At 65.8% G+C, this 26,992-nt stretch carries 20 protein-coding genes and 1 other RNA gene; 5 read left to right on the top strand and 16 right to left on the bottom strand.

Annotation, left to right across the window (positions count from 1 at the left end; all coding sequences use genetic code 11):
• The 6 genes from aceK to XaplCFBP3123_RS19020 all read right to left on the bottom strand — a co-directional run bounded on the left by aceK (window position 1) and on the right by XaplCFBP3123_RS19020 (window position 7,993).
• Complete coding sequence (gene aceK / locus XaplCFBP3123_RS19050; protein ID WP_104535458.1) at window positions 1–1,740, bottom strand: bifunctional isocitrate dehydrogenase kinase/phosphatase; 1,740 nt, start codon at window positions 1,738–1,740, stop codon at window positions 1–3.
• A gap of 266 nt (window positions 1,741–2,006) precedes the next feature.
• A complete protein-coding gene (locus tag XaplCFBP3123_RS19045; protein WP_104535457.1) occupies window positions 2,007–4,238 on the bottom strand; it encodes an NADP-dependent isocitrate dehydrogenase in 2,232 nt (743 codons plus the stop codon).
• Between the two features lie 391 nt (window positions 4,239–4,629).
• Complete coding sequence (locus XaplCFBP3123_RS19040; protein ID WP_104535456.1) at window positions 4,630–5,187, bottom strand: hypothetical protein; 558 nt, start codon at window positions 5,185–5,187, stop codon at window positions 4,630–4,632.
• A gap of 75 nt (window positions 5,188–5,262) precedes the next feature.
• Window positions 5,263–5,556, bottom strand: a complete 294-nt coding sequence (locus XaplCFBP3123_RS19035) for a LysM peptidoglycan-binding domain-containing protein (protein WP_104535455.1) — start codon at window positions 5,554–5,556, stop codon at window positions 5,263–5,265.
• A 102-nt stretch (window positions 5,557–5,658) separates the two neighbouring features.
• Window positions 5,659–6,474, bottom strand: a complete 816-nt coding sequence (gene queF, locus XaplCFBP3123_RS19030; RefSeq protein ID WP_104535454.1) for an NADPH-dependent 7-cyano-7-deazaguanine reductase QueF — start codon at window positions 6,472–6,474, stop codon at window positions 5,659–5,661.
• A 202-nt stretch (window positions 6,475–6,676) separates the two neighbouring features.
• Window positions 6,677–7,993: a M20 family metallopeptidase gene (locus XaplCFBP3123_RS19020; RefSeq protein WP_104535453.1), complete on the bottom strand. Its 1,317-nt coding sequence runs from the start codon at window positions 7,991–7,993 to the stop codon at window positions 6,677–6,679.
• Between the two features lie 256 nt (window positions 7,994–8,249).
• Here XaplCFBP3123_RS19020 and XaplCFBP3123_RS19015 point away from each other — a divergent pair, with 256 nt between their 5' ends.
• The 3 genes from XaplCFBP3123_RS19015 (at window position 8,250) to XaplCFBP3123_RS19005 (ending at window position 16,119) form a co-directional block, all read left to right on the top strand.
• The gene (locus XaplCFBP3123_RS19015) at window positions 8,250–9,491 is read left to right on the top strand and encodes an efflux RND transporter periplasmic adaptor subunit (RefSeq protein WP_104535452.1); all 1,242 of its coding nucleotides are present in this window, start codon (window positions 8,250–8,252) and stop codon (window positions 9,489–9,491) included.
• Window positions 9,492–9,584: 93 nt separating this feature from the next.
• The gene (locus XaplCFBP3123_RS19010; RefSeq protein ID WP_172453384.1) at window positions 9,585–12,833 is read left to right on the top strand and encodes an efflux RND transporter permease subunit; all 3,249 of its coding nucleotides are present in this window, start codon (window positions 9,585–9,587) and stop codon (window positions 12,831–12,833) included.
• 145 nt (window positions 12,834–12,978) lie between these two features.
• Window positions 12,979–16,119: an efflux RND transporter permease subunit gene (locus XaplCFBP3123_RS19005; RefSeq protein WP_104535450.1), complete on the top strand. Its 3,141-nt coding sequence runs from the start codon at window positions 12,979–12,981 to the stop codon at window positions 16,117–16,119.
• An 832-nt stretch (window positions 16,120–16,951) separates the two neighbouring features.
• On the opposite strand, the gene hglS is transcribed toward XaplCFBP3123_RS19005, so the two are convergent.
• The 10 genes from hglS to XaplCFBP3123_RS18955 form a co-directional block, all read right to left on the bottom strand.
• Complete coding sequence (gene hglS / locus XaplCFBP3123_RS19000) at window positions 16,952–18,319, bottom strand: 2-oxoadipate dioxygenase/decarboxylase HglS (protein ID WP_104535449.1); 1,368 nt, start codon at window positions 18,317–18,319, stop codon at window positions 16,952–16,954.
• A 188-nt stretch (window positions 18,320–18,507) separates the two neighbouring features.
• Window positions 18,508–18,585, bottom strand: a non-coding RNA gene (locus XaplCFBP3123_RS18995) — sX9 sRNA.
• Between the two features lie 59 nt (window positions 18,586–18,644).
• Complete coding sequence (locus tag XaplCFBP3123_RS18990) at window positions 18,645–19,265, bottom strand: hypothetical protein (protein WP_104535448.1); 621 nt, start codon at window positions 19,263–19,265, stop codon at window positions 18,645–18,647.
• 87 nt (window positions 19,266–19,352) lie between these two features.
• The gene (locus XaplCFBP3123_RS18985) at window positions 19,353–20,111 is read right to left on the bottom strand and encodes an HAD family hydrolase (RefSeq protein ID WP_104535447.1); all 759 of its coding nucleotides are present in this window, start codon (window positions 20,109–20,111) and stop codon (window positions 19,353–19,355) included.
• Between the two features lie 37 nt (window positions 20,112–20,148).
• Complete coding sequence (locus XaplCFBP3123_RS18980; RefSeq protein WP_104535446.1) at window positions 20,149–20,583, bottom strand: EF-hand domain-containing protein; 435 nt, start codon at window positions 20,581–20,583, stop codon at window positions 20,149–20,151.
• Window positions 20,584–20,838: 255 nt separating this feature from the next.
• Window positions 20,839–21,204 carry an EF-hand domain-containing protein gene (locus XaplCFBP3123_RS18975; protein ID WP_104535501.1) on the bottom strand — a complete coding sequence of 122 codons (366 nt, stop codon included), beginning with the start codon at window positions 21,202–21,204 and terminating at the stop codon, window positions 20,839–20,841.
• 225 nt (window positions 21,205–21,429) lie between these two features.
• Window positions 21,430–21,807 carry a hypothetical protein gene (locus tag XaplCFBP3123_RS18970; protein ID WP_104535445.1) on the bottom strand — a complete coding sequence of 126 codons (378 nt, stop codon included), beginning with the start codon at window positions 21,805–21,807 and terminating at the stop codon, window positions 21,430–21,432.
• Between the two features lie 137 nt (window positions 21,808–21,944).
• Entirely contained in the window at window positions 21,945–22,142 is a 198-nt protein-coding gene (locus XaplCFBP3123_RS18965; RefSeq protein WP_006449379.1) for a CPXCG motif-containing cysteine-rich protein, read from the bottom strand.
• 79 nt (window positions 22,143–22,221) lie between these two features.
• Complete coding sequence (locus XaplCFBP3123_RS18960; RefSeq protein WP_172453382.1) at window positions 22,222–22,968, bottom strand: M15 family metallopeptidase; 747 nt, start codon at window positions 22,966–22,968, stop codon at window positions 22,222–22,224.
• A 96-nt stretch (window positions 22,969–23,064) separates the two neighbouring features.
• Window positions 23,065–23,871 carry an N-acetylmuramoyl-L-alanine amidase gene (locus XaplCFBP3123_RS18955; RefSeq protein WP_104535444.1) on the bottom strand — a complete coding sequence of 269 codons (807 nt, stop codon included), beginning with the start codon at window positions 23,869–23,871 and terminating at the stop codon, window positions 23,065–23,067.
• A gap of 308 nt (window positions 23,872–24,179) precedes the next feature.
• Between XaplCFBP3123_RS18955 and XaplCFBP3123_RS18950 the strand changes: the two genes are divergently transcribed.
• Both XaplCFBP3123_RS18950 and XaplCFBP3123_RS18945 read left to right on the top strand, forming a co-directional pair.
• Window positions 24,180–25,592: an SH3 domain-containing protein gene (locus XaplCFBP3123_RS18950; protein WP_104535443.1), complete on the top strand. Its 1,413-nt coding sequence runs from the start codon at window positions 24,180–24,182 to the stop codon at window positions 25,590–25,592.
• Window positions 25,589–26,686 (top strand): dipeptide epimerase, encoded by a 1,098-nt coding sequence (locus XaplCFBP3123_RS18945; protein WP_104535442.1) that lies wholly within the window; start codon window positions 25,589–25,591, stop codon window positions 26,684–26,686. The genes XaplCFBP3123_RS18950 and XaplCFBP3123_RS18945 overlap by 4 nt, the downstream gene beginning before the upstream one ends.
• Window positions 26,687–26,992: the final 306 nt, after the last annotated feature.

Genomic DNA, 26,992 nt, shown 5'->3' with positions numbered 1-26,992 from the left:
TTACGCCAGCCGACGCGAGTCCGCATACGGCGGGGTGTCGGGGTAGTCGTCCTCGCGCAGCCGGGTTTGCAGGTCGCGCCACCATTGCGGGTCGAACAGCTCCGGATGCAGGTGCTTGACCGCTTCCAGCTGCGAAGGCGGCAAGCCCATGAACAGCGCAAAGCGCTCTGGGAACACGTCGCGCGGACCGACGTGGAACCAGGGCTCGGCGGACATCTGCTCTTCGTAGGTGGTGGGGGTTGGCCAGTCGCGGAAGGTGCAGTCGGTGATCAGGCACAGCTCGTCGTAGTCGTAGAACACCGCGCGCTGATGGCGGGTGATGCCGAAGTTCTTCAGCAGCATGTCGCCGGGAAAGATGTTGTTGCGCGCCATGTCCTTGATCGCCTGGCCGTAGTCCAGCGCGGCCGCATGCGCGGCTTCGGGCAGCTGTTCGCGCAGGTAGAGATTGAGCGGGCGCAGGCGGCGCTGCACGTAGCACAGCGCGATCAGCACGTCCTGGCCATCTTCGCTCAGACTCGTTGCACAGCTGGTCTGCAGCTCTTGCAGCAACGCGGGCGAAAAACGCGACTTGGGAAACCGCAGGAAGCGATACGGTTGTGCGTCCAGCAAGCGACCGATGCGATCGAGCTGGAACACCAGCTCGTATTTGCCCTCCACCTGCGCGCGACTCATGGTCTTGGGATAGGCAAAGCGGTCGCGAATCAGTTTGAACACCAGCGGATAACTGGGCAGGGTAAATACCACCATGACCATGCCGGGCGTGCCATCGGCATGCACCAGCTGCTCGGCCGGATGCGCCTGGAAATGGCTGAAAAACGTGCGATAGCGTTCGGTCTTGCCCTGCTTGGCGCGCCCGAGCATCGTGTACAGCTCGTCGACCGGCTTGTGGGTGAGCAGGCTGCGTAAAAACACCACCGCATCGCCAACGGTGGCCAGATCGGCCTGGAAGTAACTGCGCGAGTTGCTGAACAACTGCGCGACGTCGCTGCGTCTGGTCAGCACCGCTTCGGCGCGCAGGCCGGCGTCGTCGTTGACCAGGGCGATGACGCATGGCGAAAAACGATGTTCGCCGAACACGCGGCCGACCAGGTAGGCGCGCCGCTCGCGATAGAACACCGTCTCCAGCAGCTCCACACTGCGCACCGGGTGCTCGCCCCAGTGCGCGAGATCATCGAGCAGGCGCACCGCGACCGCCGCTGCACAGCGGGTGCGATGCGCATACGGCACGTCGAAGGAATAATCGCCGAGCACGCGCACCAGCATGTCGGTCAGCCGGCCGGGCGAGACTGCATAGGTATGCCGTGCGACCGGCACCGTGATCGCGTCGGTCGGCTCGATATCCAGCGCGATGAATTCGATCTCCGCATCCACACCCTGGGTGCCGAAGTAACGCCGGGTCAGGGTGTTGTAGAAGGTCTTGTACAACTCCTGGTCGATCAGCCCGCTCAGCAGCGCGGCGTAATGCACGCGTGCGCGCATCCACAGCGCGCGATCGTGCGCCTGCCCCAGCAGCACCGCACGCAAGCGCAGCATGCATTCGCTGATGTACTGGTCGTACAGCGCGATCCGCGCCACCGCATCATCGCGCGCGCCGCTCCAGTCGCGCGTCTCGAAGCGCTGTTTGGCGCGTGCGGTAATCTCGGCAAACCGGGCGTGGTAGTCCTCGAAGGCGTCGTACACGGCATGGGCGATCGCCAGCGCACGGCGCTCGGACTGCGGCGGTAACGGGAGCTGGCTCATGCCGGCAGTGTACCCAGCGCATGTTGCCGCGTGCAGCCGAGAGCGTCGGCCAATCGAACAAGTGCACAGTCGATCAAATGCCGAGGCGCTTGCAACGAGGCGCAGGACCTCTCGCAGGCAAGGCATCGCCAGGTCGTGAGGCCTGGCACGCAACGACCGTGTTCTCCCGGTTGCACGCAAACGCCGAAAACGACAAGGCCCGCCCCTCGTCGAGGCGGGCCCTGCCTGTCGCACCTGCTGGACGCACCGCCAGGCGGTGCGCTGGATCAGGCCTTCAGCGTGGCCAGCACGTCGTTGAAGGTCTTGCTCGGGCGCATCGCTTCGCTGACCTTCGCCAGATCGGGGTGGTAGTAGCCGCCGATTTCCACCGGCGTGCCCTGGGCGCCGTTGAGCTCGGCCACGATGGCGGCTTCGTTCTCGGTCAGGGCCTTGGCCAACGGTGCGAACTTGGCCTGCAGGGCGGTGTCCTCGGTCTGCGCAGCCAGGGCCTGCGCCCAGTACATCGCCAGATAGAAGTGGCTGCCGCGGTTGTCCAGTTCACCGACCTTGCGCGCTGGCGACTTGTTGTTGTCCAGGAACTGGCCGTTGGCCACGTCCAGCGCCTTGGCCAGCACCGTGGCCGACGGATTGTCGTAACGGTTGCCCAGATGCTCCAGCGAGGCGGCCAGCGCCAGGAACTCGCCCAGCGAGTCCCAGCGCAGGCTGTTCTGCTCGACGAACTGCTGCACATGCTTGGGCGCCGAGCCACCGGCGCCGGTTTCGAACAGGCCGCCACCGGCCATCAACGGCACGATCGACAGCATCTTGGCGCTGGTGCCCAGCTCCAGGATCGGGAACAGGTCGGTGAGGTAATCGCGCAGCACGTTGCCGGTGACCGAGATGGTGTCCTGGCCCTTGCGGATGCGCTCCAGCGAGAAGGTGGTGGCTTCCACCGGCGGCAGGATGCGGATGTCCAGGCCGGAGGTGTCGTGATCCTTCAGATAGGTATCGACCTTGGCGATGACCTGCGCATCGTGCGCACGCGCCTTGTCCAGCCAGAACACCGCAGGCGTGTCGCTCAGGCGCGCGCGCTCCACGGCCAGCTTGACCCAGTCCTGGATCGGTGCGTCCTTGACCTGGCACATGCGCCACAGATCGCCGGCTTCCACCGCATGTTCGAAGACGGTGGCGCCGGTATCGTCGGTAACCTTGACGGTGCCGGCGGCGGCAAGCTGGAAGGTCTTGTCGTGCGAGCCGTATTCCTCGGCTTTCTGCGCCATCAGGCCGACGTTGGGCACCGAGCCCATGGTGGACGGATCGAATGCGCCATGCGCCCTGCAGTCGTCGATCACCGCCTGATAGACATCGGCGTAGCAGCGATCAGGGATCACCGCCTTGGTGTCCTGCAGCTTGCCTTCGGCATTCCACATCTGACCGGAGTCGCGAATCATCGCCGGCATCGACGCGTCGACGATCACGTCGCTGGGCACATGCAGGTTGGTAATGCCCTTGTCCGAATTGACCATGGCCAGGGCCGGACGCTGCGCGTATTCGGCCTGGATATCGGCCTTGATCTGCGCCTGCCGGTCGTCCGGCAGCGTGGCGATGCGTGCGTACAGGTCGCCGATGCCGTTGTTGGGGTCGAAGCCGACCGACGCAAGCGCATCGGCATGCTTGCTCAGCGTGGCCTTGTAGAACTCGCCGACCACCACACCGAACAGCACCGGGTCGGAGACCTTCATCATGGTGGCTTTCAGATGCACCGAGAACAGCACATCCTTGGCCTTGGCATCGGCGATCTGCGTGTCGATGAAGCTGGCCAGCGCGCGCTTGCTCAGCACCGCGGCATCGACGATTTCGCCGGCCTTGACCGCGACCTTGTCCTTCAACACGCTGCTGCTGCCGTCGTTGCCGACGAATTCGATCTTCAACGCGCCAGCGGCCGCCACGGTGGTGGATTTCTCGCTGCCGAAGAAGTCGCCTTCGTCCATGTGGGCCACGTGCGACTTGGAATCGCTGCTCCACTTGCCCATGCGGTGCGCATGCTTGCGTGCGTAGTTCTTCACCGACAGCGGCGCGCGGCGATCGGAGTTGCCTTCGCGCAGCACCGGATTGACCGCGCTGCCCTTGACCTTGTCGTAGCGCGCCTTGATGTCCTTTTCGGCATCGTCCTTGGGCGTATCCGGATACGCCGGCAGCGCATGGCCCTGGCCCTGCAGTTCGGCGATCGCGGCCTTGAGCTGCGGCACCGAGGCGCTGATGTTGGGCAGCTTGATGATGTTGGCTTCCGGCGTGGTGGCCAGCTCGCCCAGCTCACCGAGGTCGTCGGCGATCTTCTGCGCGTCGGTCAGGTATTCGGGAAACAGCGACAGGATGCGGCCGGCCAGCGAGATATCGCGGGTTTCGACCACGATACCGGCGGTATCGGTGTAGGCATCGATGATCGGCAGCAGCGACTGCGTGGCCAGATACGGTGCTTCGTCGGTGAGCGTGTAGATGATCTTCGGTGTCTTCGACATAAGGTGCGATGGCTCGTGTGGTCGGAAGGAGCGCCGGTGTTCACGGCACCGGCGTTGGCGTGCGCGACGGGGGTCGCTGCTGGCACGCCGATCGGCCTGCGCATGGAACGCGGCAATGGATCAGCATGGCATTGTCGCGTCTGAGCCGCGCCCGGGTAAAGCGACCACAGGCGGATGCTCCGTCCCGCCACCCGGCCAATACAATGGATGCAGCTGTAACGAACACGCCATACACGCAAAAGGGCGCGACCTTGCGATCGCGCCCTGCTGCGTCATGTAGCGAGTCAAGCATACTGCGCGACATCTCCTGGCCATCATCAGACAGCCGCAAGAATTGCCTTGCGGGCCGTCGGCTGCCAGCGATGTGCGAGATGCCTGCCTGTCGGCGCGCTTACTTCACCGTAATGGTCTGCGGCGTACCGGCTGGCTTGCCGTCCACCATCGCCTGCACGGTATAGGTGCCGGCCGGCCAGCCATCGGGCTTGCTGAAGCTCAGATTGGTGGTCTCTGCTCCGGTGGTGTTGAGCGTGGCGGTCTGCTCACCGGCAACCTGGCCGTCCTGATAGGTCATCTTGGCCGACACCGGCACGTTGTTGGCGCTGCCATCGGTCTTGATCGACACGATGATGGTGTTCTTGTTTCCGATGTTGGCCGACGGCGTCACGCTCTTGTCCGCAGCGGCCTGGGTGCCGACCACCACGCTGGAAACCGTAACTGCCGATCCAGCCGTCGCGGCGCTGTCGGTGCTGGCGGCGCCGGTCGCAGTGCTCTGGGCGGCCTGGTCGCTTGCCGGCGGTGTCGCGGCTGGGCCCGGCATCGCTTCAGTGGCAGCGCCGGAGGTCGGGTCCTTGGACACGCTGTCGTCGTCGGCCTTCTTGCTGCAGCCCGACAAAGCGAGCACGCCGACCAGCGCAATGGCGAGGGTGCTGGAAACGGATTTGGTACGCATGGATCAATCTCCGGAGATCAAAATGAAAGTGGGCTTTGAAAAGTGGATTCGAGAAATGCCAGGTGAGCGATGCGCCTATGACTTCGGCGGCAACTGCAGGACCTGACCGGGAAAGATCTTGTCCGGATCCTTGAGCGTTTCGCGGTTGGCCTCGAAAATACGCGGCCACAGATTGCCGTCGCCGTAATGGCGCTTGGCGATGCTGGAAAGACTGTCGCCCGCCTGCACGGTGACCGATTCGCCGACCAGTTGCGCGGTGCTTTGCACGCTGGTACGCACGTTGGAAAAATCCGCCGCTGGCGCGACGTCTGCGGTGCTGTCGACCGAAGACGTCACGTTGGAGAAATCTGCTTTCTTGTCGCTATTCATTGCCGCAATCCCTGTGCATCACGATGCCTGAAGGGTGCGCGGTGTGCTGTTAAGCGTGGATCGCGCCACCGTGAAGCTGGCGCGATCCTTGAAGGGGCGCGCTTACTGGCGCAGGTCGCGGAAGATCGACAGCGGTGCCGGCACGCTGGGCGAGCTGCGCAAGGGGTTGATGTCCAGCCCGCCACGGCGGGTATACCGCGCTTCCACCACCAACCACTCGGGCGCGCAACGGAGCAGCACGTCATTGAAAATGCGCTCCACGCATTGCTCGTGAAACTCGGCGTGGTCGCGGAAACTCACCACATAGCGCAGCAGGCCTTCGCGGTCGATCGGCGCGCCACGGTAGTGCAGCGTGACGCTGGCCCAATCCGGCTGACCGGTGACCGGGCAATTGGACTTGAGCAAGGCCGAGGTCAGCACTTCTTCCACGACCGGTTGCGCGTGTACCGACAGATACGCAGCATTGGGCGGGCCGTAGTCGTCGATGCTGACATCCAGCGCGTCGATCGATTCGCCCTCGCCCACCGCATCGATCGGCGGCAGACCGAATTCCACGGCCACATCGGCACCGGCGCGCGTGGACAGGTCGGTGGCAACGCGCGTACGCACCGCTTCGGCGCTATTGAAGCGGGTGGCATTGAGCGAATTGAGATACAGCTTGAGCGACTTGGATTCGATCAGCGACGGCGAATCGCTGGGCACGTGCAAGGTGGCGGTGGCCACGCACGGCTTGCCCTGTGCATCCAGCCAGCTCAGCTCGTAGGCATGCCAGCGGTCGCGGCCGATGAAGGGCAAGGCTCCGCTCAGGCCGATCGCCTCGCGCCCGGCCGCGCGCGGAATCGGAAACAGCAGCGACGGATCGTAGCCGCTGGGATAGGCGACCTCACGACCGAGGGTGGAATCTTCTGGGGTATTCATCGCGCCATTTTAGGCCGGGCGGGCTGGCCGTGAGGTATATGGCGGACGCGGGAGCGAACTGGCGACAAAAGCTAACGGGCCATCAAGCGGCCCGCCGCCCCACGCAATCACCAACACTCCGCGGGAACCGAGCAACCGCACACGATTCCCCATTCCCCATTCCCCATTCCCCATTCCCGATTCCCGATTCCCGATTCCCGATTCAGCCAGCCTCGCCCTGATGCAGGTAATCCAGCGACACCTGCAACAGCGCGCGCAAGCCCACATCCAGCGACGATTCGTCGAGCAGGAACTGCGGCGAATGGTTACTGGGCGCGGTCGCAGGGTCGATGCCCTTGGCGGTGGAGCCGACGAAGAAGAACATCGACGGCACCTGCTGGGCGTAGAAGGAGAAATCTTCCGCGCCCATCTGCAACGGCGGCTCATAGACATTGTCGGCGCCGACCACGGCCTGCAGGCTGGGCAGCATCCTGGCAGTCAGTGCCGGGTCGTTGACGGTGGCCGGGTTGCCGGGCTGGTCCGGCACCTGCGCCTCGACCTTGGCCCCGTGGGCGGCGGCGGTGTGCTCGGCCACCGTCTTGAGATCGGCGAAGATCTGCTGGCGCATGCCTTCGTCGAAGGTGCGGATGGTGCCGACCATGTCCACGTCGTCGGGGATGATGTTGTAGCGGATGCCGCCCTTGATCGCGCCGAAGCTCAGCACCGCCGGCTGCTTGGACAGGTTGGCGCGGCGGCTGACCACGGTCTGCGCGGCACCGATCATGTCGGCGCTGGCCACGATCGGGTCGATGCCGTTCCACGGCGCCGAGCCATGCGTCTGGCGGCCGATCATCTTGATCGCGAACCGGTCCGAGGCCGCCATCAGCGGGCCGCTGCGCACCGCGATCTTGCCGGCCTGCACGCTGGAGAACACATGCAGGCCGAACACCGCCTGCGGGGTGAAGTCGGCGAACAGGCCTTCCTTGAGCATCAGCGACGCGCCGCCCTCTTCGTTGCCCGGCGCGCCTTCTTCGGAGGGCTGGAAGATCAGCATCACTTCGCCGGGCAGCTGCTCGCGCATGCCGACCAGCGCTTCGGCCACCCCGAGCAGGATGGCGGTGTGGGCGTCGTGGCCGCAGGCGTGCATCACCCCGACCTGCTCGCCGCGGTACTCGGCGGTGGCCTTGGAGGCGAACGGCAGGCCGGTCTGCTCCTTGACCGGCAGTGCATCCATGTCCGCACGCAAGGCGATCTTCGGACCCGGCTTGCCGCCCTTGATGATGGCCACCACGCCGTGATGGGCGATGCCGGTGCGTGGCTTGAGGCCGAGCTTGCGCAGCTGCGCGGCCACGGCGGCGGCGGTGCGCTCCTCGCGGTTGGACAGTTCCGGATGCTGATGGAAGTCGCGGCGCCACTGCACCAGCTTGCTCTGCAACGGCGCGGCGGCGGCCTGGACGTCGGGCCGGGGCGCGGCCTGAGCGGCGGCCAGGGTAGGCAGGGCAAGCAGCAACGCGCTGGTCAGCAGACGGGAGTGGCGCATCGGCAATCCTCTGAAGATGGTTGCTTAATGTAGTGCAGGTGCACGCCCGGTGGGCAGCAGTGGGGCTCGATTCAGTCCTGCGGTCAACCGCATCGGCCCTGACGCGTTGCCGCTGCACTGCATCTGTGAACGCTGCGGTCGTTTCGTCTGACGGGCCGTTACTTCAGTAACGCTCAATTGCCTGATCGCAACGATATGCTTCGCACAGCCGCCCCACGGTCGCACCAGCGCCCGGCCCGCCCTCAGGAGTTGTCGCATGTCGCGTTTTTGGAAGATCACACTGCTGGTCGTAGCGGTGCTCGTCGTGGTGTTCGTCGCAATGCGGATGTTCGGCGGCGGCAATCACGGCAAGCGGGCGGATGCGCCGGACGGCAATGGCACCGAGAACAGCGGCCCGGTGCCGGTCACGGTCGTGGCCGCCACTACCCAGGATGTGCCGGTCTACGCCAGCGCACTGGGCACGGTGACCGCGCTCAATACGGTCACGGTCAGCCCGCAGGTCGGCGGCCAGCTGATGAGCCTCAACTTCAAGGAAGGCCAGGAGGTGAAGAAGGGCGAGCTGCTGGCGCAGATCGACCCGCGCACCCTGCAGGCCAGCTACGACCAGGCGCGGGCGGCCAAGCGTCAGAACCAGGCGCTGCTGGCGACCTCGCGGGTGAACTACCAGCGCTCCAACGACCCGGCTTACAAGCAGTACGTCTCGCGCACAGACCTGGATACCCAGCGTAACCAGGTGGCGCAGTACGAGGCGGCGGTATCGGCCAACGATGCGCAGATGCGCTCGGCGCAGGTGCAGTTGCAGTTCACCCGCGTGACCGCGCCGATCGACGGCATCGCCGGTATCCGCGGCGTGGATGTGGGCAATATCGTCAGCGCCAGCTCCACCATCGTCACCCTGACCCAGATCCGCCCGATCTACGTGTCCTTCAACCTGCCCGAGCGCGAGCTGCAGGCGGTGCGCAGCGGCCAGGCCGCCACCCCGCTGGACGTGGCGGCGCTGGACCGCGGCGACGCGCACGTGATCAGCGGCGACGGCAAGCTGGACGTGATCGACAACCGCATCGCCGCCGACAGCGGCACCTTCGGTGCGCGTGCGATCTTCGCCAATGCCGACAACGCGCTGTGGCCGGGCCAGTTCGTCAACGTGCGCCTGCAGTTGCGCACCATCTCCGACGGCACCGTGGTGCCGACCCAGGCCGTGCAGCGCGGCCCGGACGGCGATTACGTCTACGTGGTCGGCAGCGACAACACCGCGCAGATGCGCACCGTGGTGCAGGGCGTGGAGGTGGACGACAGCCATGTGCAGATCACCAAGGGGCTCAAGCCGGGCGAGCGCGTGGTGACCGAAGGCCAGTTCCGGCTCAAGCCGGGCAGCAAGGTCAGCGCGCTCAAGCCCGGCGAAACTCCGCCGGAGCCGACCGAGGCCGAACTCAAGGCCGCCCAGGACAAGAGCCGTAGCGGCGCCGGCGGCGGACGCGGCGGCGGTGGTCCGCGCTAACTCGCGAGCACCGGCGACGGGACTTCCGTCGCCGGTGTGCATCGGCGCTGCACGCGTCGGCATCGATTGACGTCTTCAGCAAGGACACCCCCCGTGGGCTTTTCGACCATCTTCATCCGCCGTCCCATCGCCACCTCGTTGTTGATGGCGGGCATCCTGCTGCTGGGCATCCTGGGCTACCGGCAATTGCCGGTCTCGGCGCTGCCGGAAATCGACGCGCCCAGTCTGGTCGTCACCACCCAGTATCCCGGCGCCAACGCGACCACCATGGCCTCGCTGGTGACCACGCCGCTGGAGCGCCAGTTCGGGCAGATCTCCGGGCTGCAGATGATGACCTCCGATTCGTCGGCGGGCCTGTCCACGATCGTGCTGCAGTTCTCGATGGACCGCGACATCGACATCGCCTCGCAGGACGTGCAGGCGGCGATCCGCCAGGCCACCCTGCCCTCGTCGCTGCCGTACCAGCCGGTCTACAACCGGGTCAATCCGGCCGACGCGGCGATCCTGACCCTCAAGCTCACCTCCGACTCGCTGCCGCTGCGCGAGGTCAACCGCTACGCCGATGCGATCCTGGCCCAGCGCCTGTCGCAGGTGCCGGGCGTGGGGCTGGTGTCGATCGCCGGCAACGTGCGCCCGGCGGTGCGCATCCAGGTCAACCCGGCGCAGCTGTCGAACATGGGCCTGACCATGGAATCGCTGCGCAGCGCGCTGACCCAGACCAATGTCAGCGCGCCGAAGGGCTCGCTCAACGGCAAGACCCAGTCCTACAGTATCGGCACCAACGACCAGCTCACCGATGCGGCGCAATACCGCGAGACCATCATCAGCTACAGCAACGGCCGCCCGGTGCGGCTGGCCGATGTGGCCAACGTGGTCGACGGGGTGGAGAACGACCAGCTTGCCGCCTGGGCCGACGGCAAGCCGGCGGTGCTGCTGGAAATCCGCCGCCAGCCCGGCGCCAACATCGTGCAGACGGTGGAGCAGATCCGCAGCATCCTGCCGCAGCTGCAATCGGTGCTGCCGGCCGACGTGCACCTGGAGGTGTTCTCCGACCGTACCGAAACCATCCGCGCCTCGGTGCACGAGGTCAAGTTCACCCTCGTGCTGACCATCGCGCTGGTGGTGGCGGTGATCTTCGTGTTCCTGCGCCGGTTGTGGGCCACCATCATTCCCTCGGTGGCGGTGCCGCTGTCGCTGGCCGGCACCTTCGGGGTGATGGCGTTTGCCGGCATGTCGCTGGACAACCTGTCGCTGATGGCGCTGGTGGTGGCGACCGGATTCGTGGTCGACGATGCGATCGTGATGATCGAAAACATCGTGCGCTACATCGAACAGGGCAAGAGCGGGCCGGAAGCCGCCGAGATCGGTGCCAAGCAGATCGGCTTCACGGTGTTGTCGCTGACCGTGTCGCTGGTGGCGGTGTTCCTGCCGCTGCTGCTGATGCCGGGTGTGACCGGGCGCCTGTTCCACGAGTTCGCGTGGGTGCTGTCGATTGCGGTGGTGATCTCGATGCTGGTGTCGCTGACGCTGACGCCGATGATGTGCGCCTACCTGCTCAAGCCCGACGCCCTGCCCGAAGGCGAGGACGCGCACGAACGTGCCGCCGCCGCCGGCAGGACCAACCTGTGGACGCGTACCGTGGGCACTTACGAGCGCAGCCTGGACTGGGTGCTGGCGCACCAACCGCTGACCCTGGCGGTAGCGATCGGCGCGGTGGCGCTGACCGTGGCGCTGTATCTGGCGATCCCCAAGGGCTTGCTGCCCGAGCAGGACACCGGCCTGATCACCGGCGTGGTGCAGGCCGACCAGAACGTGGCGTTCCCGCAGATGGAGCAGCGTACCCAGGCGGTGGCCGCTGCCCTGCAGAAAGACCCGGCGGTGACCGGCGTGGCCGCCTTCATCGGCGCCGGCACCATGAACCCCACCATCAACCAGGGCCAGCTGTCGATCGTACTGAAGACGCGCGGCGATCGCGACAGCCTGGATGAGGTGTTGCCGCGCCTGCAGAAAGCCGTGGCCGGCATTCCCGGCGTGGCGCTGTTCCTCAAGCCGGTGCAGGACGTCACCCTGGACACCCGCGTGGCCGCCACCGAATACCAGTATTCGATGTCGGACGTGGACAGCAGCGAGCTGGCCAGCTGGGCCGGGCGCATGACCGAGGCGATGCGCAAGCTGCCCGAGCTGGCCGACGTGGACAATAACCTGGCCAACCAGGGCCGTGCGCTGGAACTGACCATCGACCGCGACAAGGCGAGCATGCTCGGCGTGCCGATGCAGACCATCGACGACACGCTGTACGATTCCTTCGGCCAACGCCAGATCTCCACCATCTTCACCGAGCTCAATCAGTACCGGGTGGTGCTGGAAGTGGCGCCGGAGTTCCGCAGCAGCACCGCATTGATGAATCAGCTGGCCGTGGCCAGCAACGGCAGCGGCGCGCTGACCGGCACCAATGCCACCAGCTTCGGTCAGCTGACCTCGTCCAACTCCTCCACCGCCACCGGTGTGGGCGCGCAGAACACCGGCATCGTGGTCGGCGCCGGCAGCATCATTCCGCTGGCCGCACTGGCCGAGGCCAAGGTCACCAACACGCCGCTGGTGGTGAGCCACCAGCAACAGCTGCCGGCGGTCACGATCTCGTTCAATCTGGCGCCGGGCCACTCGCTGTCGCAGGCGGTGGAGGCGATCGAACAAGCGCGCCAGGAGTTGAAGATCCCGACCCAGGTGCATGCGGCGTTCGTCGGCAAGGCGGCCGAATTCACCGGCAGCCAGACCGATATCGTGTGGCTGCTGCTGGCCTCGATCGTGGTGATCTACATCGTGCTGGGCGTGCTCTACGAGAGCTACATCCACCCGCTGACGATCATCTCCACGCTGCCGCCGGCCGGCGTCGGTGCGCTGCTGGCACTGATGATGTGCGGGTTGAGCCTGTCGGTGGACGGCATCGTCGGCATCGTGCTGCTGATCGGCATCGTCAAGAAGAACGCGATCATGATGATCGACTTCGCCATCGACGCACGCCGCGAAGGCGCCAACGCGCACGACGCGATCCGGCGTGCCTGCCTGCTGCGCTTCCGCCCGATCATGATGACCACCGCCGCGGCGATGCTGGGCGCGCTGCCGCTGGCGCTGGGCACCGGCATCGGCTCGGAACTGCGGCGTCCGCTGGGCATTGCCATCGTCGGCGGCCTGCTGCTGTCGCAGCTGGTGACGCTGTACACCACGCCGGTGATCTACCTGTACATGGAACGTGCCGGCGAGCGCTTGCGTGCCTGGCGCGCGCGGCGTGCCGCCCGCCGCGACGGCGTGACCCCGGCCGCCACGTCGGAGCGCCCGGCATGACGACCGGTGGCGGTATCGCCAATCGGTCTGCCGGCCCGCGGCATCGCCGGCGCGCCTGCACGGGCGGCATCTGCTTTGGCTTTGGCTTTGGCTTTGGCTTTGGCCGAATCCCGACTCCCGATTCCCGATTCCCGGCGGTCACGCCATGAACATCTCCGCCCCTTTCATCAAACGCCCGATCGGCACTTCGTTGCTGGCGATCGGTTTGTTCGTGATTGGCGTGATGTGTTACCTGCGCCTGGGCGTAGCGGCCTTGCCGAACATCCAGATCCCGGTGATCTTCGTGCACGCCACGCAGTCCGGCGCCGATGCCAGCACCATGGCCTCTACCGTCACCGCGCCACTGGAACGGCATCTGGGCCAGTTGCCCGGCATCGACCGCATGCGCTCCTCCAGTTCGGAGAGCAGCAGCATGGTGTTCATGGTGTTTCAGAGCAATCGCGACATCGATTCGGCCGCGCAGGACGTGCAGACCGCCATCAACGCCTCGCAATCGGATCTGCCCTCCGGCCTGGGCACGCCGATGTACCAGAAGGCCAATCCGAACGACGATCCGGTCATCGCCATCGCGCTCACTTCGGACACGCAGTCGGCCGATGAACTTTACAACGTGGCCGATTCGCTACTGGCGCAACGACTGCGCCAGATCACCGGCATCAGTTCGGTGGACATCGCCGGTGCGTCCACGCCGGCGGTGCGCGTGGACGTGGATCTGCGCGCGCTCAATGCGCTGGGGCTGACCCCGGACGATCTGCGCAATGCGGTGCGCGCGGCCAACGTGACCTCGCCGACCGGCTTCCTGTCCGACGGCAGCACCACCATGGCCATCGTCGCCAACGATTCGGTGGCAAAGGCCGCCGATTTCGCGCAGCTGGCCATCTCCACCCAGTCCAACGGGCGCATCGTGCGGCTGAGCGATGTGGCCACCGTCTACGACGGCCAGCAGGATGCGTATCAGGCGGCCTGGTTCGACGGCAAACCGGCGGTGGTGATGTATGCCTTCACCCGCGCCGGCGCCAACATCGTCGAGACCGTGGACCAGGTGAAGGCGCAGATTCCCGAACTGCGCGGCTACCTGCAGCCCGGCACCACGCTGACGCCCTACTTCGACCGCACGCCCACCATCCGCGCCTCGCTGCACGAGGTGCAGGCCACGCTGATGATCAGCCTGGCGATGGTGGTCCTGACCATGGCGCTGTTCCTGCGCCGACTGGCGCCGACGCTGATCGCGGCGGTGACCGTGCCGCTGTCGCTGGCCGGCTCGGCGCTGGTGATGTACGTGCTCGGCTTCACCTTGAACAACCTCAGCCTGCTGGCGCTGGTGATCGCCATTGGATTTGTGGTCGACGATGCGATCGTGGTGATCGAAAACATCATGCGGCATCTCGACGAAGGCATGCCGCGTCTGGACGCCGCACTGGCCGGTGCGCGCGAGATCGGTTTCACCATCGTGTCGATCACTGCGTCGCTGGTGGCGGTGTTCATTCCGATGCTGTTCGCCAGCGGCATGGTCGGCGCGTTCTTCCGCGAGTTCACGGTAACGTTGGTGGCGGCGATCGTGGTGTCGATGCTGGTGTCGCTGACCTTGACGCCGGCGTTGTGCAGCCGCTTTCTGTCGGCGCATACCGAGCCGGAAAAGCCCGGTCGTTTCGGCGCCTGGCTGGACCGCATGCACGAGCGCATGCTGGCGGTGTACACGGTGGCGCTGGATTTCGCGCTGCGGCACGCCTTGCTGCTGTCGCTGACACCGCTGCTGCTGATCGCCGCAACCGTTTTTCTCGGCAGCGCGGTCAAGAAGGGCTCCTTTCCCGCGCAGGACACCGGCCTGATCTGGGGCCGTGCCAATTCCAGCGCCACGGTGTCGTTTGCCGACATGGTCAGCCGCCAGCGCCGCATCGCCGACATGCTGATGGCCGACCCGGCGGTGAAGACCGTCGGCGCGCGGCTGGGCTCCGGCCGGCAGGGCTCCAGCGCCTCGTTCAACATCGAATTGAAGAAGCGCGACGAAGGCCGCCGCGATACCACTGCGCAAGTGGTCGCACGCCTGAGCGCCAAGGCCGACCGCTACCCGGATCTGGATCTGCGCCTGCGCGCGATCCAGGATTTGCCCAGCGACGGCGGTGGCGGCACCAGTCAGGGTGCGCAATACCGCGTTTCGCTGCAGGGCAACGATCTGGCGCAGCTGCAGGAATGGTTGCCCAAACTGCAGGCCGCGTTGAAGAAGAATCCACGCCTGCGCGATGTCGGCACCGACGTGGATACGTCGGGCCTGCGCCAGAACATCGTGATCGACCGCGCCAAGGCGGCGCGCCTGGGCATTTCGGTCGGTGCCATCGACGGCGCGCTGTATGGTGCGTTCGGCCAGCGCTCCATTTCCACCATCTATTCGGATCTCAATCAGTACAGCGTGGTGGTCAATGCACTGCCCTCGCAGACGGCAACGCCCAAGGCGCTGGACCAGATCTTCGTGCCCAACCGCGCCGGCCTGATGGTCCCGATCACCTCAGTCGCCACCCAGGTGCCCGGGCTGGCACCGCCGCAGATCATCCACGAAAATCAGTACACCACGATGGATCTGAGCTACAACCTCGCACCGGGCGTGAGCACCGGCGAGGCGGATCTGATCATCAAGTCCACCGTGGAGGGCTTGCGGATGCCCGACGGCATCCGCCTCAGCGGCGACGACAGCTTCAACGTGCAACTCAGCCCCAACTCGATGGGCGTGTTGCTGCTGGCCGCAGTGCTCACCGTCTACATCGTGCTGGGCATGCTCTACGAGAGCCTGATCCATCCGGTGACCATCCTGTCCACGCTGCCGGCCGCCGGCGTCGGCGCGCTGCTGGCGTTGTTCCTCACCAACACCGAGTTGTCGGTGATCTCGATGATCGCGCTGGTGCTGCTGATCGGCATCGTCAAGAAGAACGCGATCATGATGATCGACTTCGCGCTGGTGGCGCAGCGCGTGCACGGCATGAATGCGCGCGCGGCCGCGCGCGAGGCTTCGATCGTGCGCTTCCGCCCGATCATGATGACCACGATGGTGGCGATCCTGGCCGCAGTACCGCTGGCGGTGGGCCTGGGCGAAGGCTCCGAACTGCGCCGCCCGCTGGGCATCGCAATGATCGGCGGGCTGATCTTTTCGCAGAGCCTGACCCTGCTCAGCACCCCGGCGCTGTACGTGATCTTCTCCTGCCTGAGCGAGCGCTGGAAGGCGCGCCGCGCACGCGCACGGGCACGTCGGGCCGAGCGCGCGGCGGCGCGGCGCCCGGCAGCCTCGGCGCACTGAGCCTGGTCAAAAGACCGCACTCCGCCAGACGCGTGCGGTCTTTTTTTGGGTAACAGATCGGGCTATTTTTTACTAAGCTCGCCGCCAGATGGATGTCGCAGGCTTTCTGGTTCCCATCAGGACACGACCACGTTGGCAGGTGCGATGCCCTCGACGTGCTCGGCGTTGACTGAACTTGAACGATGCCAAGAGTCGATTCTTGGATGTCTTGGTGTGATTGGGCAGTGCTGATGGATCAGTCTTAGAGCGGCTGATCTGTGGGTTGGCTGCGGGGCCCTTGCCCGCCCACCATCGCAGGACACGCCGCAAGTACGTCCTTGTACGCTCAAGGTCCCGCGACGGTGGGCAGGCAAGGACCTATCGAGATGGTCGTGTGCATGGTGCGAGCAATGCACGATGCACGTTGTTCGAAAACTATCTCGTTCGATAATGATGCGCCGGCTCAATGCCAGATGCACATCGAGCACACGCGGCTTTTCAAGCGGCAATCGACCGACTTTCTGGTGCGGTGTCCTTGCCGGTTGCGGGACCGTGTGGCGGCATGGATGCCGCCACCGAGCCTACAGGGACGTACTTGCGGCGTGTCCCGCAAGCGGTGAGGGCACCGCGCCCTCGACTCACTGAGCTTTTGGCCTGAGCCCACCGCCTGACCGCATCCAGACGCCGTTACTGAGCGGAATCTCGTCTGCTTTCCTGGACTGACGTAGAGAGTGCGCCATCCGAATCACAGCGGCGCACATTCTTGCAATGTGCACTGCGCGATCACGACACGTCAGGCGCGACAAAGCCGGAAGATCGCAGGCCTGCACACGCACGCGTCGCGGCGGGACCGCTACACCAGCAACGCCTGCAGCGACGCCCGTTCCAGCTGTGCGTACAACGCGCACTCATCGTGTACCTGCGCGCCCAGCGCCTGTTCGAAACTGCGCTTGCTCGAATGGGCGGCGTAGGCGCGTTGTTCGGCGCCACCGAGATTGGACTGGAAGATGCCGGCCGCGCTCACCGGCAGGAAATCTTCGTAGACGATCGGATCGGCACTGAGCAGACCGAGCGCAATCGCGGTTTCTGCCGGCATTGCCGCCACCTGCGCGGGGTCGGCACGTCCGGCCTCGGTCAGCGCATAGCGGAAGTAGCCCAGGCCTTCCTGACGCAGCACGGCTTCGTCGTCGGGAAACGCCACGAACGCGGTCTGCAGCCGCGTGGCGTAATCGGTGCCGGTGCTGCCCGCGCCATCGCTATCGCGTGCCTGCGCCAATAGCGCGTCGTACAGCGCGCGGCCCTTGGGCGTGAGCGCGAGCCCGCGCTGTTCGATCTCACCGAAGCGCGCGGTATGCGTGCCGTGCTCGGCCTGCCCGCTGTCGCCGACAAAGCGCACCGGCTCCTCCAGGGCCTTGAAGCTGGTCTGGCGCAGCAGGATCGGCACACGCCGACGCGGCGGCCCCTCGATCACCGCCTTGGCATCGATACCGGCGCGCTGCATCTGCGCCTGCGCCGCATCGATATCCAGCGTGCGCGGCGTCAGGTGATTGATATGCGGGCCGTGGAAACTCACCACGTCGGCGATCAGCTTGTGCGCTTCGCTCAACGCGCGGTAGGTTGGCAGCGACACGATGGCATCGCCATGCCAGCGGAAGGTTTCCAGCGCCTCGGCCACGAACTGCTGCGCCTGCGCCGCTTCCAGCCCGCCGTGACGCTCGTGCTGCGCGATCAGCTCCAGCGCAGCGGCGGTGAAGATCTGCCGCTGCTCCAGGATCTGCGCCGCCTGCGCACGCAGCGCGGTGTCCTCGATCAATTCCAGCCGCAGCAACGAGGTGAACACGCGGAACGGATTGGCCGACAGCGCCGCCTCGTCGATCGGGCGGAACGCGGTGGAATGCACCGGCACGCCGGCCACCGACAAATCGTAATACCCCACCGGATGCATGCCCATCACCGCAAACAGCCGGCGCAGCGTGGCCAGTTCCTGCGCCGTGCCGACCCGGATGGCACCATGCCGTTCCAGATCCAGCCGCGCGCGCTCGTCGTTGCGCTGCAGGCGCGCGGCCAGGGCAGGATCGGCGCCCAGGGTGTCGGCGTTGACCTGCGCCACCAGCGTCATCAGGTCGCCGTACAACGGCACCTCGGCGCGATACATGTCCGACATCGCCTGCGCGAACAGGCTGCGGATGTGATCGGGGGAGACAAACACGGTATCGCGCATGGGCTGGTCTTGGCAGGGCCGGTCAACGCCGGCGTTGCGGCATTCTCGCCGACCGCGCCCTGCGGCGACCAGCTGCACGGCAGCATGGCCGGCAAGCGCGTTGCCGCGCAGACAGCCGCGCAGCCGCTTGGTCACGGCACGCCCTGCCGCTGCGCAGGTTTCCAACCAGCATAAAAACGCACCGAAATGGCCAGCAAAACGTAGCGAGCAGTCGTCCGTTGGGTGCGGACAGCACGTGCAAAACCACAGCGTACGGTATGGCCCATGTCGATCCATACGCCGGCCGCGCCCGCCTGGCGGCTACGCAGTTTTTTTGCCAGCCGCGCTAAAGCCCTGCTTGCGCCGCCGCCTCGGCCGCCTCGCTGGCCCGGCGCGCGGCTTCCAGCCGTTGCGCGTGATCACCGAGCTGGCGGCGCAGCAGCGCGTCCAGGGTGATCGGGCGTTCCCAGCGGTCGTAACTGGCGACGATGGCGTGCCGCAGCGCGCGCATATGCACGGTCTCCGGCGCGACCGACAGCCGCATAACCACACCTTCCCAGCCGTCATGATGGTCACGGCTGTAGGCGCGCACGGTGTCGCGGCAGGACAACTGCAACGTCTGCGCCCAGAAACAGGCGAAATAGATGTCGCCGGCGTGCCACCCATGCACCTGCAGCAGCGCCTGCACATAGCCGCGCGGGGTACCGGTGTAACGCGCAACTTCGCCGATGAAACTGTCCGGGTAGCGCTGCGCGTAGCTGCCCATGTCGGCCAGATGCTGGTCCACCCAGGCATCGCCGGTGCCCGGCGTCACTGTCGGCGTAGCAGCCGGTACCGCGGCGGTGGGCGCGGATGCTGGCGCAGGCGGCGTCTGCGCAACCGCCAGCGTCGGCAGCAACAGCGCGCTCAGCAGCAGGAATCGCAACGGCGAGGTCGGCAGTGAAGACATGTGCCGATGATGCCGCATGCCCGCGTCGCTGTCAGGCCGACCGCAGTGCCTGCGCCGCCCGGTTGCATCTGCAGATCCAGGTCGCGGCGCTGGCCGCGACAGATGTCAGCTTAGCGCGTGCTGCCGGGCCAATGCATCCAGCGCATGCACTGCCGCCGGCCAGCCGGCGGCGTCGGGCACTTCGCGCATACGCGGCTCGTCGGCGGCCACGCCATGCTCCTGCTCGTGCGCCCAGGTCACCGCGTACGGGGTGTAGATCCCCCAGCCGCCGATGGCCAGCACCGGCTCCACGTCCGAGCGCAAGGAATTGCCGATCATCACAAAACGCTGCGCCGGCAGGTCGAACTCGCCCAGCACGCGCGCATAGGTCTGGGGATCCTTTTCAGACACCACCTCCACGCGGGGAAACAGATCGGCCAGACCGGACTGCTCGATCTTCTGCTCCTGATGGAACAGGTCGCCCTTGGTGACCAGCACTACCGCATAGTCGGCGGCAATCGCGCTGACCGCCTCGCGCACGCCGGCAATTACCTCCACCGGGTGCTGCAGCGTGGCGCGGCCGATCTCGACGATGCGCTGGATGTCGCGTGCGGCGATGCGCGCCTGCGTCAGTTCGATCGCCGTCTCGATCATCGACAGCGTCATGCCCTTGGCGCCGTAGCCGAACACCTTGAGATTGCGCCGCTCCACCGCCAGCAGATGCTGCTGCATGCGGCTGTCGCCCAGATCCAGATAAGCGGCCAGAATCGCTTCGAAATCCGCTTCGGCAGTGCGGTAATAGTCCTCGCTTTTCCAGAGGGTATCGTCGCCGTCGAAGCCGACCAGTTGGATCGCGTGGCCGTCGCGCTGTGCAAAAGAGGTCATCGCGCCAGTTTAGCAGCGCACTGGAGCGCTGCTGCGGTCAATCCCCTGCGGCATCGCCCGGACCGGGCTGGTAGCTGGCGAATTCGTCGCGCGACAGGCGCCCATCGCCGTTGCTGTCGAAGCCGGCAAAATTCTCGCGCAGGACCGGGTCGGCGCCGGCTTCGGCCACGGTCAATGAACCGTCGGCGTCGCTGTCCAGGCTGCGGAACGTGCGTGGCACCAGCGTGCCGGCTGGCGGCGCCAGTGCGGCCTCCGCTCCGCCTTTGGCAGCCGATGGCGCTGCAGCGTCGGCCGGTAACAAGGGCGTGGTGGCAGGGGGTGGTGGGTCGATCGGCAACGGCGCCATTGCCGGTGCTGCCGGCCCTGCAGTGGAGGACCCACGCAGCGGGTTGGCTGGCGGCAACTCCGGCGGCGCCGCGAGTGCCCACAGTGGACTCGACAGGCCAACCAGCACGGCGATGCGCAGCAGCATGAGAGTGTGCCGAAGGGACGAGCCCGCAAATGTAGCGCGGCGCACGTAAAGAAAACGGGAGCGACCCTGGCAGATCGCTCCCGCGTGTCCATCCTGTTACGTGGTCATGCTGTTACTTGCTGATCAGGGGCATCCACAAGGCGATGCCACGGATCAAACGACAACAATGCTCGAACGACTGCGATTGCGAAAGCTGCCTCCTGATGTCGAAAAAACATGTCAGCAAACGAACTCACTACCTTGCGACGTCCTGCCTCAGTTGCCTTGCGAGCTACTTCCCGCTGCGCCGCCCTGCTGCTTGGCGACAAACGCCTTGTATTCGTCCGGGGTCAGCTTGCCATTCTTGTCGGAATCGGCGTCATTGAAGATCTGCGCAAGCCCGGCATTGACCTGGGCCTCCTGCGTGCTGATGGCGCCGTCGCTATCGGTATCGACACTCGCCCAGGTCTGGCCGCCGCCGGAGGACTGCGCTGGCTGTGCCGCAGTGGTGGCAGAACTTCCCGACTGGGCCGACGTCGCGGCGGCATCCTGCTGCGTACTCTGCGCCATGGCCGGCAGCGCCAGAGCGGCAGCAAGAGCGGCGGTGGCGGCGAGCAGCGAGGTGCGGTTGCGATTCTTCATTAGGGTGGTCTCCTTGGCTTGGGAATGCGCGGTGTCGCCGCACATGGCCTCACCTTACCCAGCCCGAATGAACGTAAAACCCGCCGAAATTTCGCGCAAAACATCCTCTTAACCACCCGCCGGACATTTGCGCCTAGCCATCTGTTAGACCTCGGTGAGCCAAACAGAAGCACATCATTCAATGCATCGAAATATGCGAACCACGCCGCATTTCAGCGCGTGGATTTACGCGTTCGGCGCTTCGTCATCCCAGCTTCCGGAACTGAACAGTTTCCAACCCACCACGACACCGGCGATCACCCCGGCCACTTCCAGCACCACACGCGACCCCAATTCGTTGGGATCTTGGATCTTGGCCAATGCCAGGCGCGCGTAGAGCGGCGACTCCAGCCGCACGATGCTGGTGTAGACGAGATTCCAGATGTCGTAGCCGCCGCCGATGGCAACCGCGAGCAGACAGGCGATGCCCAGCGTGTGCCCGTGGGTGAAGTGCAGACGCCGGCCGATGTGCTCGACCGCAGCGAAGACCAGCACACCCAGCACCAACGCGATCAGGCCAGCCTCCAGCGAACCGAGCAGACCGAAGTGCAGGGGCAGATTCATCGTCAAGATCCAGGCAGCAGGCGTCTCAGTCTAGCGGTTGCGGGCGGTGGATCCCGGCCGCAGCCGCAAGCGCGTGCGGTCACGCGTGCGCGGATTGGCCGGGCGCTCCGATTGCCCGATGCTGCGACACACCGCGCTCATGCATCGTCCTGCCCCCGCGCACTCACCTGCGCCTCGCCTTCTTCATCCCATTGCACGCTGACCGAGATCGGCTTGCAGCACACCTGGCAATCTTCGATGTAATGCTGGTCGCCGCCGGTCAGATCCAGCGTCAGGGTGATCCACTCCCCGCAATACGGGCAGGCGATATCGACAAAGCGTTCCGGGTCGGACATGGCAATTCCTTGCAGCGGCTTGGGGTGATGAACAATATGGACAGTGCGGTGGCCGCGTCATCACCTGCGGCGCGGTTGCTCAGTCGACCGGCACATCGAACGCGGTCTCCGGCATCGGCTCGGGGCGGAACGTGAAGTGCCACCACTCCATCGGATAGTTGGCAAATCCCTCCGCCGCCATTGCACGCAACAGCTGCTGGCGGTGGGCACGCTGTGCCGGGCTGATGTCGCGCGCATCGGTATGCGCACGCGCATCGAAGAAATCGAAGTCGGTGCCCATCTCCACCGGCTGGCATGGACCGTGCCGGCAGTCCAGCAGCCCCACGTCCAGCGTTGCGCCGCGGCTATGCCCGGAGGTCTCGGCGATGTAGTCGCCCAGCAGCGCGCGTTTGTCCACGCGCGGGTAGTGCTGCGCCTTGGTCGACTGGTCCTGCAGATCCGCAGCCCAGGCCACGAACGCCTGCACCGCCCGCACCGGCCGGTAGCAATCGAACACCTGCAATCGATATCCCTGGGGCTTGAGCGACCGCGCCACCCGCGCCAGGGCCTGCGCCGCCGGACGCAACAGATAGCACGTGGGCGCCACATATCCCGGCACCACGCGCCCGGTGAAGTTGTCGCTGCCCGCATAACGCATGTCCACCGCGATCTCCGGCGCAAGGCCCTGCACATTGACCAGACCGGCTTGTGCGGCGGTCGTTGCCGAAGAGACATGCACCTCGGCGGCTGCGGCAACCAACGGCGCCACCGCGATCGACAGCAGTGCATAACAGACCGCCCCTCCAACCCATCGAGGCAGTACCCGTACCGACCTGGTTTGCCTCATTATTTTTCCTTTGTAATCAGGGGGACATTGCACGCCAGGCAGCACGTTCGAATCGGGTCGCCAGGATGGCGCATGGCGAACGCGTCCACGATGCACCTAGGAGCCTTCGCTCTCAAGCTGTTCGACCGAAACCGGCGGGCGGAGTGGCCGCAGCGACCCGGTCAACGCATGCAGAATGCGCAAATCCTCGGCATCCAGCGTGCGGGCTTCGCTGCCGCGGTAGTGATGATGAAACGCCCGCAGGGTGGCGGCGGGATCGTCCAGGCTGTAGCCGAGCAGGGCGAGCGCCTGCCAGGGATCGAAACCTGCCGGAGCGGCAGGGGCATCGGCGGCAGGCCAGCGGCCGAAGCCGGCGTCGGCTAGGCGTTTCCATGGAAACAGCGGGCCGGGGTCGTTCTTGCGGGTCGGGGCCACGTCTTCGTGGCCGACGATCTGCGTGCGCGGGATGCGCAGGCGGGTGCACAGGTCGTCCAGCAACACCAGCAGGCTGTCGATCTGAGCGGGCGCGAACGGTTCGCCGCCATCGTTGTCCAGTTCGATGCCGATCGAGGCGGAGTTGATGTCGGTGATGGTGCCCCAGCGCCCGGCGCCGCCATGCCAGGCGCGCTGGTCGTCACTGACCAGTTGATAGCGCGCACCATCCTCGCCGATCAGATAGTGCGCACTGACCCGGCCCCCGCTATTACGTCCGCGCAGCGTACTCAGGCTCTGCCGCACAGACTGCTGGTCGGTGAAGTGCAGCACGATCAGGATCGGCCGCCGCGTGTCGTAATTGGGCGAAGGCACCCACTGGGCCAGCGGATTGCGCTGCGGCGCATGCGCGCACGCACCCAATGACAGCACCACCAGACACAGCGTGGCGCGTAGCCACGACGATGGCGACAGCGTGGGAGCAGATGACATCGGATTCTCCTGGGAACGACAAGGGCCTGCGCTGTGCCTGCACCCCGATGGGCCGCGCATGCGATGCGCCCATTATCTGCCGGGCGGGCGATGGCGTGCATCACGCGGCTGCGGCCGGTGGCAGACAGACTGCACGTATGCAGAGACCGAAAGACCTTACAACGCCGCTGCCCCATGCGACACGCGCCGGGGATACTTGCGCATGCGTACACTACAAGCCGGCGCGGTCGGCACAGGTCCGCGCGCCTGCGGTCGTGATTGCCTGTAAAAAGCCTCGCCAGTCGCTGCATCCATCAAGAGCCTTCTTCATGTCACTGTCGCGCCGCCTGCTGACGTTGTTGCTGCTGGTCATCGGCCTGCCCTGCGATGCCGCTGCGGCAACCCCTGCCACCCCAATGCCGCACACGGCGCCATTTGCGGCCAGCGATGCGCAGTTGACGGCCGACTATTGGATCCAGCGCAGTGGCAACGCGCAAACGCCGCGCATGACTACCGCACAGATCGCCGGATTCAATGCACGCTTACTGCGTGACGATGGCTCCATGCACGACCTGTCGCAGCTGGCCGAGGTGCTGCCGGCGGCCGAAGTGCGCGCGCGCATCGAAACAGTGTCGGCCATGCCGGCGCGTGCGCTGTACGACAGCGAAGGTCGCAGCATCGATGCCTCTCGCCTTGCGACGCTGCGCCGCGCCCTGGCACTGGATGCACTGCCCGCACAGGTCACGCCACGGTTTGCACTGGTGGTGCAGCGCGCGGCACTGCGCACCTTCCCCACCGCGCAACGTGTGTTCAGCACCACCGACGACCACGACATCGACCGCTTCCAGGAATCGGCGCTCTACCCCGGCACACCGGTGGCGGTGCTGCACACCAGCGCCGATGGTGCATGGCACTTCGTGCAGGCGGCCAACTATGCGGCCTGGATCGCCGCCGACCGGCTTGCCGTGGGCATGCGGAGCGAGGTGCTGGACTACGCACGCCGCCGCCCGCAGCTGGTGGTCACCGGCGCACGCGTGCAAAGCGCCTACACCCCGGAAGTGCCGGCCGTCTCCGCACTGACGCTGGACATGGGTACCAGCGTACCGCTGCTCGGCGACTGGCCGCAGCAGCAGCTGGTCAACGGGCAGTTGCCGCAGGCTGCCTACGTCGTGCAGTTGCCGCTGCGCAATGGCGATGGTCGCCTGCAGCTGGTGCCGGCACTGATCCGGCGCGGCGCCGATGTGCGCATTGGTCCGCTGCCGGCCACCCATGCAGCGTTGTTGCGGCAGGCGTTCAAATTTCTCGGCGAACGCTACGGCTGGGGCAACGATTACGATGCGCGCGACTGCAGTGGGTTCGTGCTGGATGTGTATCGCAGCCTGGGCATTGCATTGCCACGCAATACCGGCGACCAGGCACGCAGCCCGGCGCTGCTGAGCGTTCCGTTCCAGGCGCAGGCCGCACTGCCGCAGCGCCTGCAACAACTTGCCCGGCTGCAGGTCGGCGACCTGATCTATATCCCCGGCCATGTGATGCTGGTGATCGGACACGAGCGCGGTCTGCCATGGGTGATCCATGATGTGGCCGGCGCCTATTACCGCGACGCGACCGGCAACGTGCAGCGCGCGCGTTTGAACGGCGTGTCGGTGACGCCGCTGTTGCCCTTGCTCGCCAGCGACGGCACGCCGTTCGTCGATCACATCACCCGCATCCAGCGTATCGCACCGATTGGCTCCCCATGAAGATCACCGGCTTTCGCCTCGGCATGCTGCGTGTGCCATTGAAAACCTCGTTCAAGACAGCAGTCCGTACCGTGCAGGCGATCGAGGACGTGGTGGTGCTGTTGCAAACCGATAGCGGCCATATCGGTTATGGCGCCGCGCCGGCCACCGCCCCGATCACCGGTGATACGCACGGCGCCATCATCGCCGCCATCGGCCATTGCATCGGCCCGACGTTGATCGGCCAGGACGTGGCCGATCTCAACCGGCTATGCGCGCTGGTGCAACACGCGCTGGAGCGCAACACCAACGCCAAGGCGGCGGTGGAGATCGCGCTCTACGATCTGTGGGCGCAGTCCTTCGGCATCCCGCTCTACCGCGCGCTTGGCGGTGGCACGCCGCGCATCACCACCGACATCACCATCAGCGTCGATAGCATCGACGTGATGGTGGCGCAGGTGCAATCCGCGCTCGCACGCGGCTATCGGTCGCTGAAGATCAAGGTCGGCAAGGACAGCAGCTCGGACGTCGAGCGGATCACAACGATTCATGCCGCGGTCGCTGGTCGCGCATCGTTGCGCCTGGATGCCAACCAGGGCTGGACGCCCAAGCAAGCCGTGCGCACCATGCGCACGCTGGAACACGCCGGCATCGTGATGGAACTGGTGGAACAGCCCGTCAAGGCCGCGGACATCGACGGACTGGCGTTTGTCACCGCACGGATCGACACACCGGTGATGGCCGACGAAAGCGTGTTCTCACCTGTCCAGGTGATCGACCTCATCCAGCGCCGCGCCGCCGATATCGTCAACATCAAACTGATGAAGACCGGCGGGTTGTCCAATGCGATCCGCATTGCCGATATCGCGGCCTTGTACGGCGTGCCGTGCATGATCGGCTGCATGATCGAATCCAGCATCAGTGTGGCTGCGGCAGTGCATCTGGCAGTGGCCAAGGCCGACAGCATCACCGTGGCGGACCTGGATGCGCCCGCACTCGGGCAATTCGATCCCACCGAGGGCGGCGTACACTTCGACGATGCCCAGATCCATATCGACGACTCGCCTGGTCTGGGCATCCGACGCATTCGCGGGCTGGAGCTGTTGTCCGGTTAAAGCGCCATTGGATATTTCCAAGCCGCGTCGGTCGGTCTATCGAGCGCGCGGTGCCCTCGCCGTTTGCAGGACCGTGTGGCGGCATGGATGCCGCCACCTAGCCTCCACGGACGGATTCACGGCGTGTCCCGCGAGCGGCGAGGGCACCGCACCAGAGAGTTAGTCGGTTGCTTTACTGAAAACCATGCATACCCACACTCTCGACTGGTCCTTGCCGGCCCACCGTCGCGGGACCTTACGCGGCATGGATGCCGCGTAAGAGCCTGCAGGGACGTACTTGCGGCGTGTCCCGCGATGGTGGGCGGG

It is taken from the genome of Xanthomonas arboricola pv. populi, assembly GCF_002939945.1.
Classification (GTDB): Bacteria; Pseudomonadota; Gammaproteobacteria; order Xanthomonadales; family Xanthomonadaceae; genus Xanthomonas; species Xanthomonas arboricola_A.
The sequence above is the reverse complement of the archived record's forward strand: the minus strand, read 5'-3'. Positions and strand labels throughout refer to the sequence as shown.

What these genes read in the sequence shown, in the direction of transcription:
- aceK (WP_104535458.1), bottom strand. Translation starts at nt 1,740, where the DNA reads ATGAGCCAGCTCCCGTTACCGCCGCAGTCCGAGCGCCGTGCGCTGGCG.
- XaplCFBP3123_RS19045 (WP_104535457.1), bottom strand. Translation starts at nt 4,238, where the DNA reads ATGTCGAAGACACCGAAGATCATCTACACGCTCACCGACGAAGCACCG.
- XaplCFBP3123_RS19040 (WP_104535456.1), bottom strand. Translation starts at nt 5,187, where the DNA reads ATGCGTACCAAATCCGTTTCCAGCACCCTCGCCATTGCGCTGGTCGGC.
- XaplCFBP3123_RS19035 (WP_104535455.1), bottom strand. Translation starts at nt 5,556, where the DNA reads ATGAATAGCGACAAGAAAGCAGATTTCTCCAACGTGACGTCTTCGGTC.
- queF (WP_104535454.1), bottom strand. Translation starts at nt 6,474, where the DNA reads ATGAATACCCCAGAAGATTCCACCCTCGGTCGTGAGGTCGCCTATCCC.
- XaplCFBP3123_RS19020 (WP_104535453.1), bottom strand. Translation starts at nt 7,993, where the DNA reads ATGCGCCACTCCCGTCTGCTGACCAGCGCGTTGCTGCTTGCCCTGCCT.
- XaplCFBP3123_RS19015 (WP_104535452.1), top strand. Translation starts at nt 8,250, where the DNA reads ATGTCGCGTTTTTGGAAGATCACACTGCTGGTCGTAGCGGTGCTCGTC.
- XaplCFBP3123_RS19005 (WP_104535450.1), top strand. Translation starts at nt 12,979, where the DNA reads ATGAACATCTCCGCCCCTTTCATCAAACGCCCGATCGGCACTTCGTTG.
- hglS (WP_104535449.1), bottom strand. Translation starts at nt 18,319, where the DNA reads ATGCGCGATACCGTGTTTGTCTCCCCCGATCACATCCGCAGCCTGTTC.
- XaplCFBP3123_RS18990 (WP_104535448.1), bottom strand. Translation starts at nt 19,265, where the DNA reads ATGCGGCATCATCGGCACATGTCTTCACTGCCGACCTCGCCGTTGCGA.
- XaplCFBP3123_RS18985 (WP_104535447.1), bottom strand. Translation starts at nt 20,111, where the DNA reads ATGACCTCTTTTGCACAGCGCGACGGCCACGCGATCCAACTGGTCGGC.
- XaplCFBP3123_RS18980 (WP_104535446.1), bottom strand. Translation starts at nt 20,583, where the DNA reads ATGCTGCTGCGCATCGCCGTGCTGGTTGGCCTGTCGAGTCCACTGTGG.
- XaplCFBP3123_RS18975 (WP_104535501.1), bottom strand. Translation starts at nt 21,204, where the DNA reads ATGAAGAATCGCAACCGCACCTCGCTGCTCGCCGCCACCGCCGCTCTT.
- XaplCFBP3123_RS18970 (WP_104535445.1), bottom strand. Translation starts at nt 21,807, where the DNA reads ATGAATCTGCCCCTGCACTTCGGTCTGCTCGGTTCGCTGGAGGCTGGC.
- XaplCFBP3123_RS18965 (WP_006449379.1), bottom strand. Translation starts at nt 22,142, where the DNA reads ATGTCCGACCCGGAACGCTTTGTCGATATCGCCTGCCCGTATTGCGGG.
- XaplCFBP3123_RS18960 (WP_172453382.1), bottom strand. Translation starts at nt 22,968, where the DNA reads ATGAGGCAAACCAGGTCGGTACGGGTACTGCCTCGATGGGTTGGAGGG.
- XaplCFBP3123_RS18955 (WP_104535444.1), bottom strand. Translation starts at nt 23,871, where the DNA reads ATGTCATCTGCTCCCACGCTGTCGCCATCGTCGTGGCTACGCGCCACG.
- XaplCFBP3123_RS18950 (WP_104535443.1), top strand. Translation starts at nt 24,180, where the DNA reads ATGTCACTGTCGCGCCGCCTGCTGACGTTGTTGCTGCTGGTCATCGGC.
- XaplCFBP3123_RS18945 (WP_104535442.1), top strand. Translation starts at nt 25,589, where the DNA reads ATGAAGATCACCGGCTTTCGCCTCGGCATGCTGCGTGTGCCATTGAAA.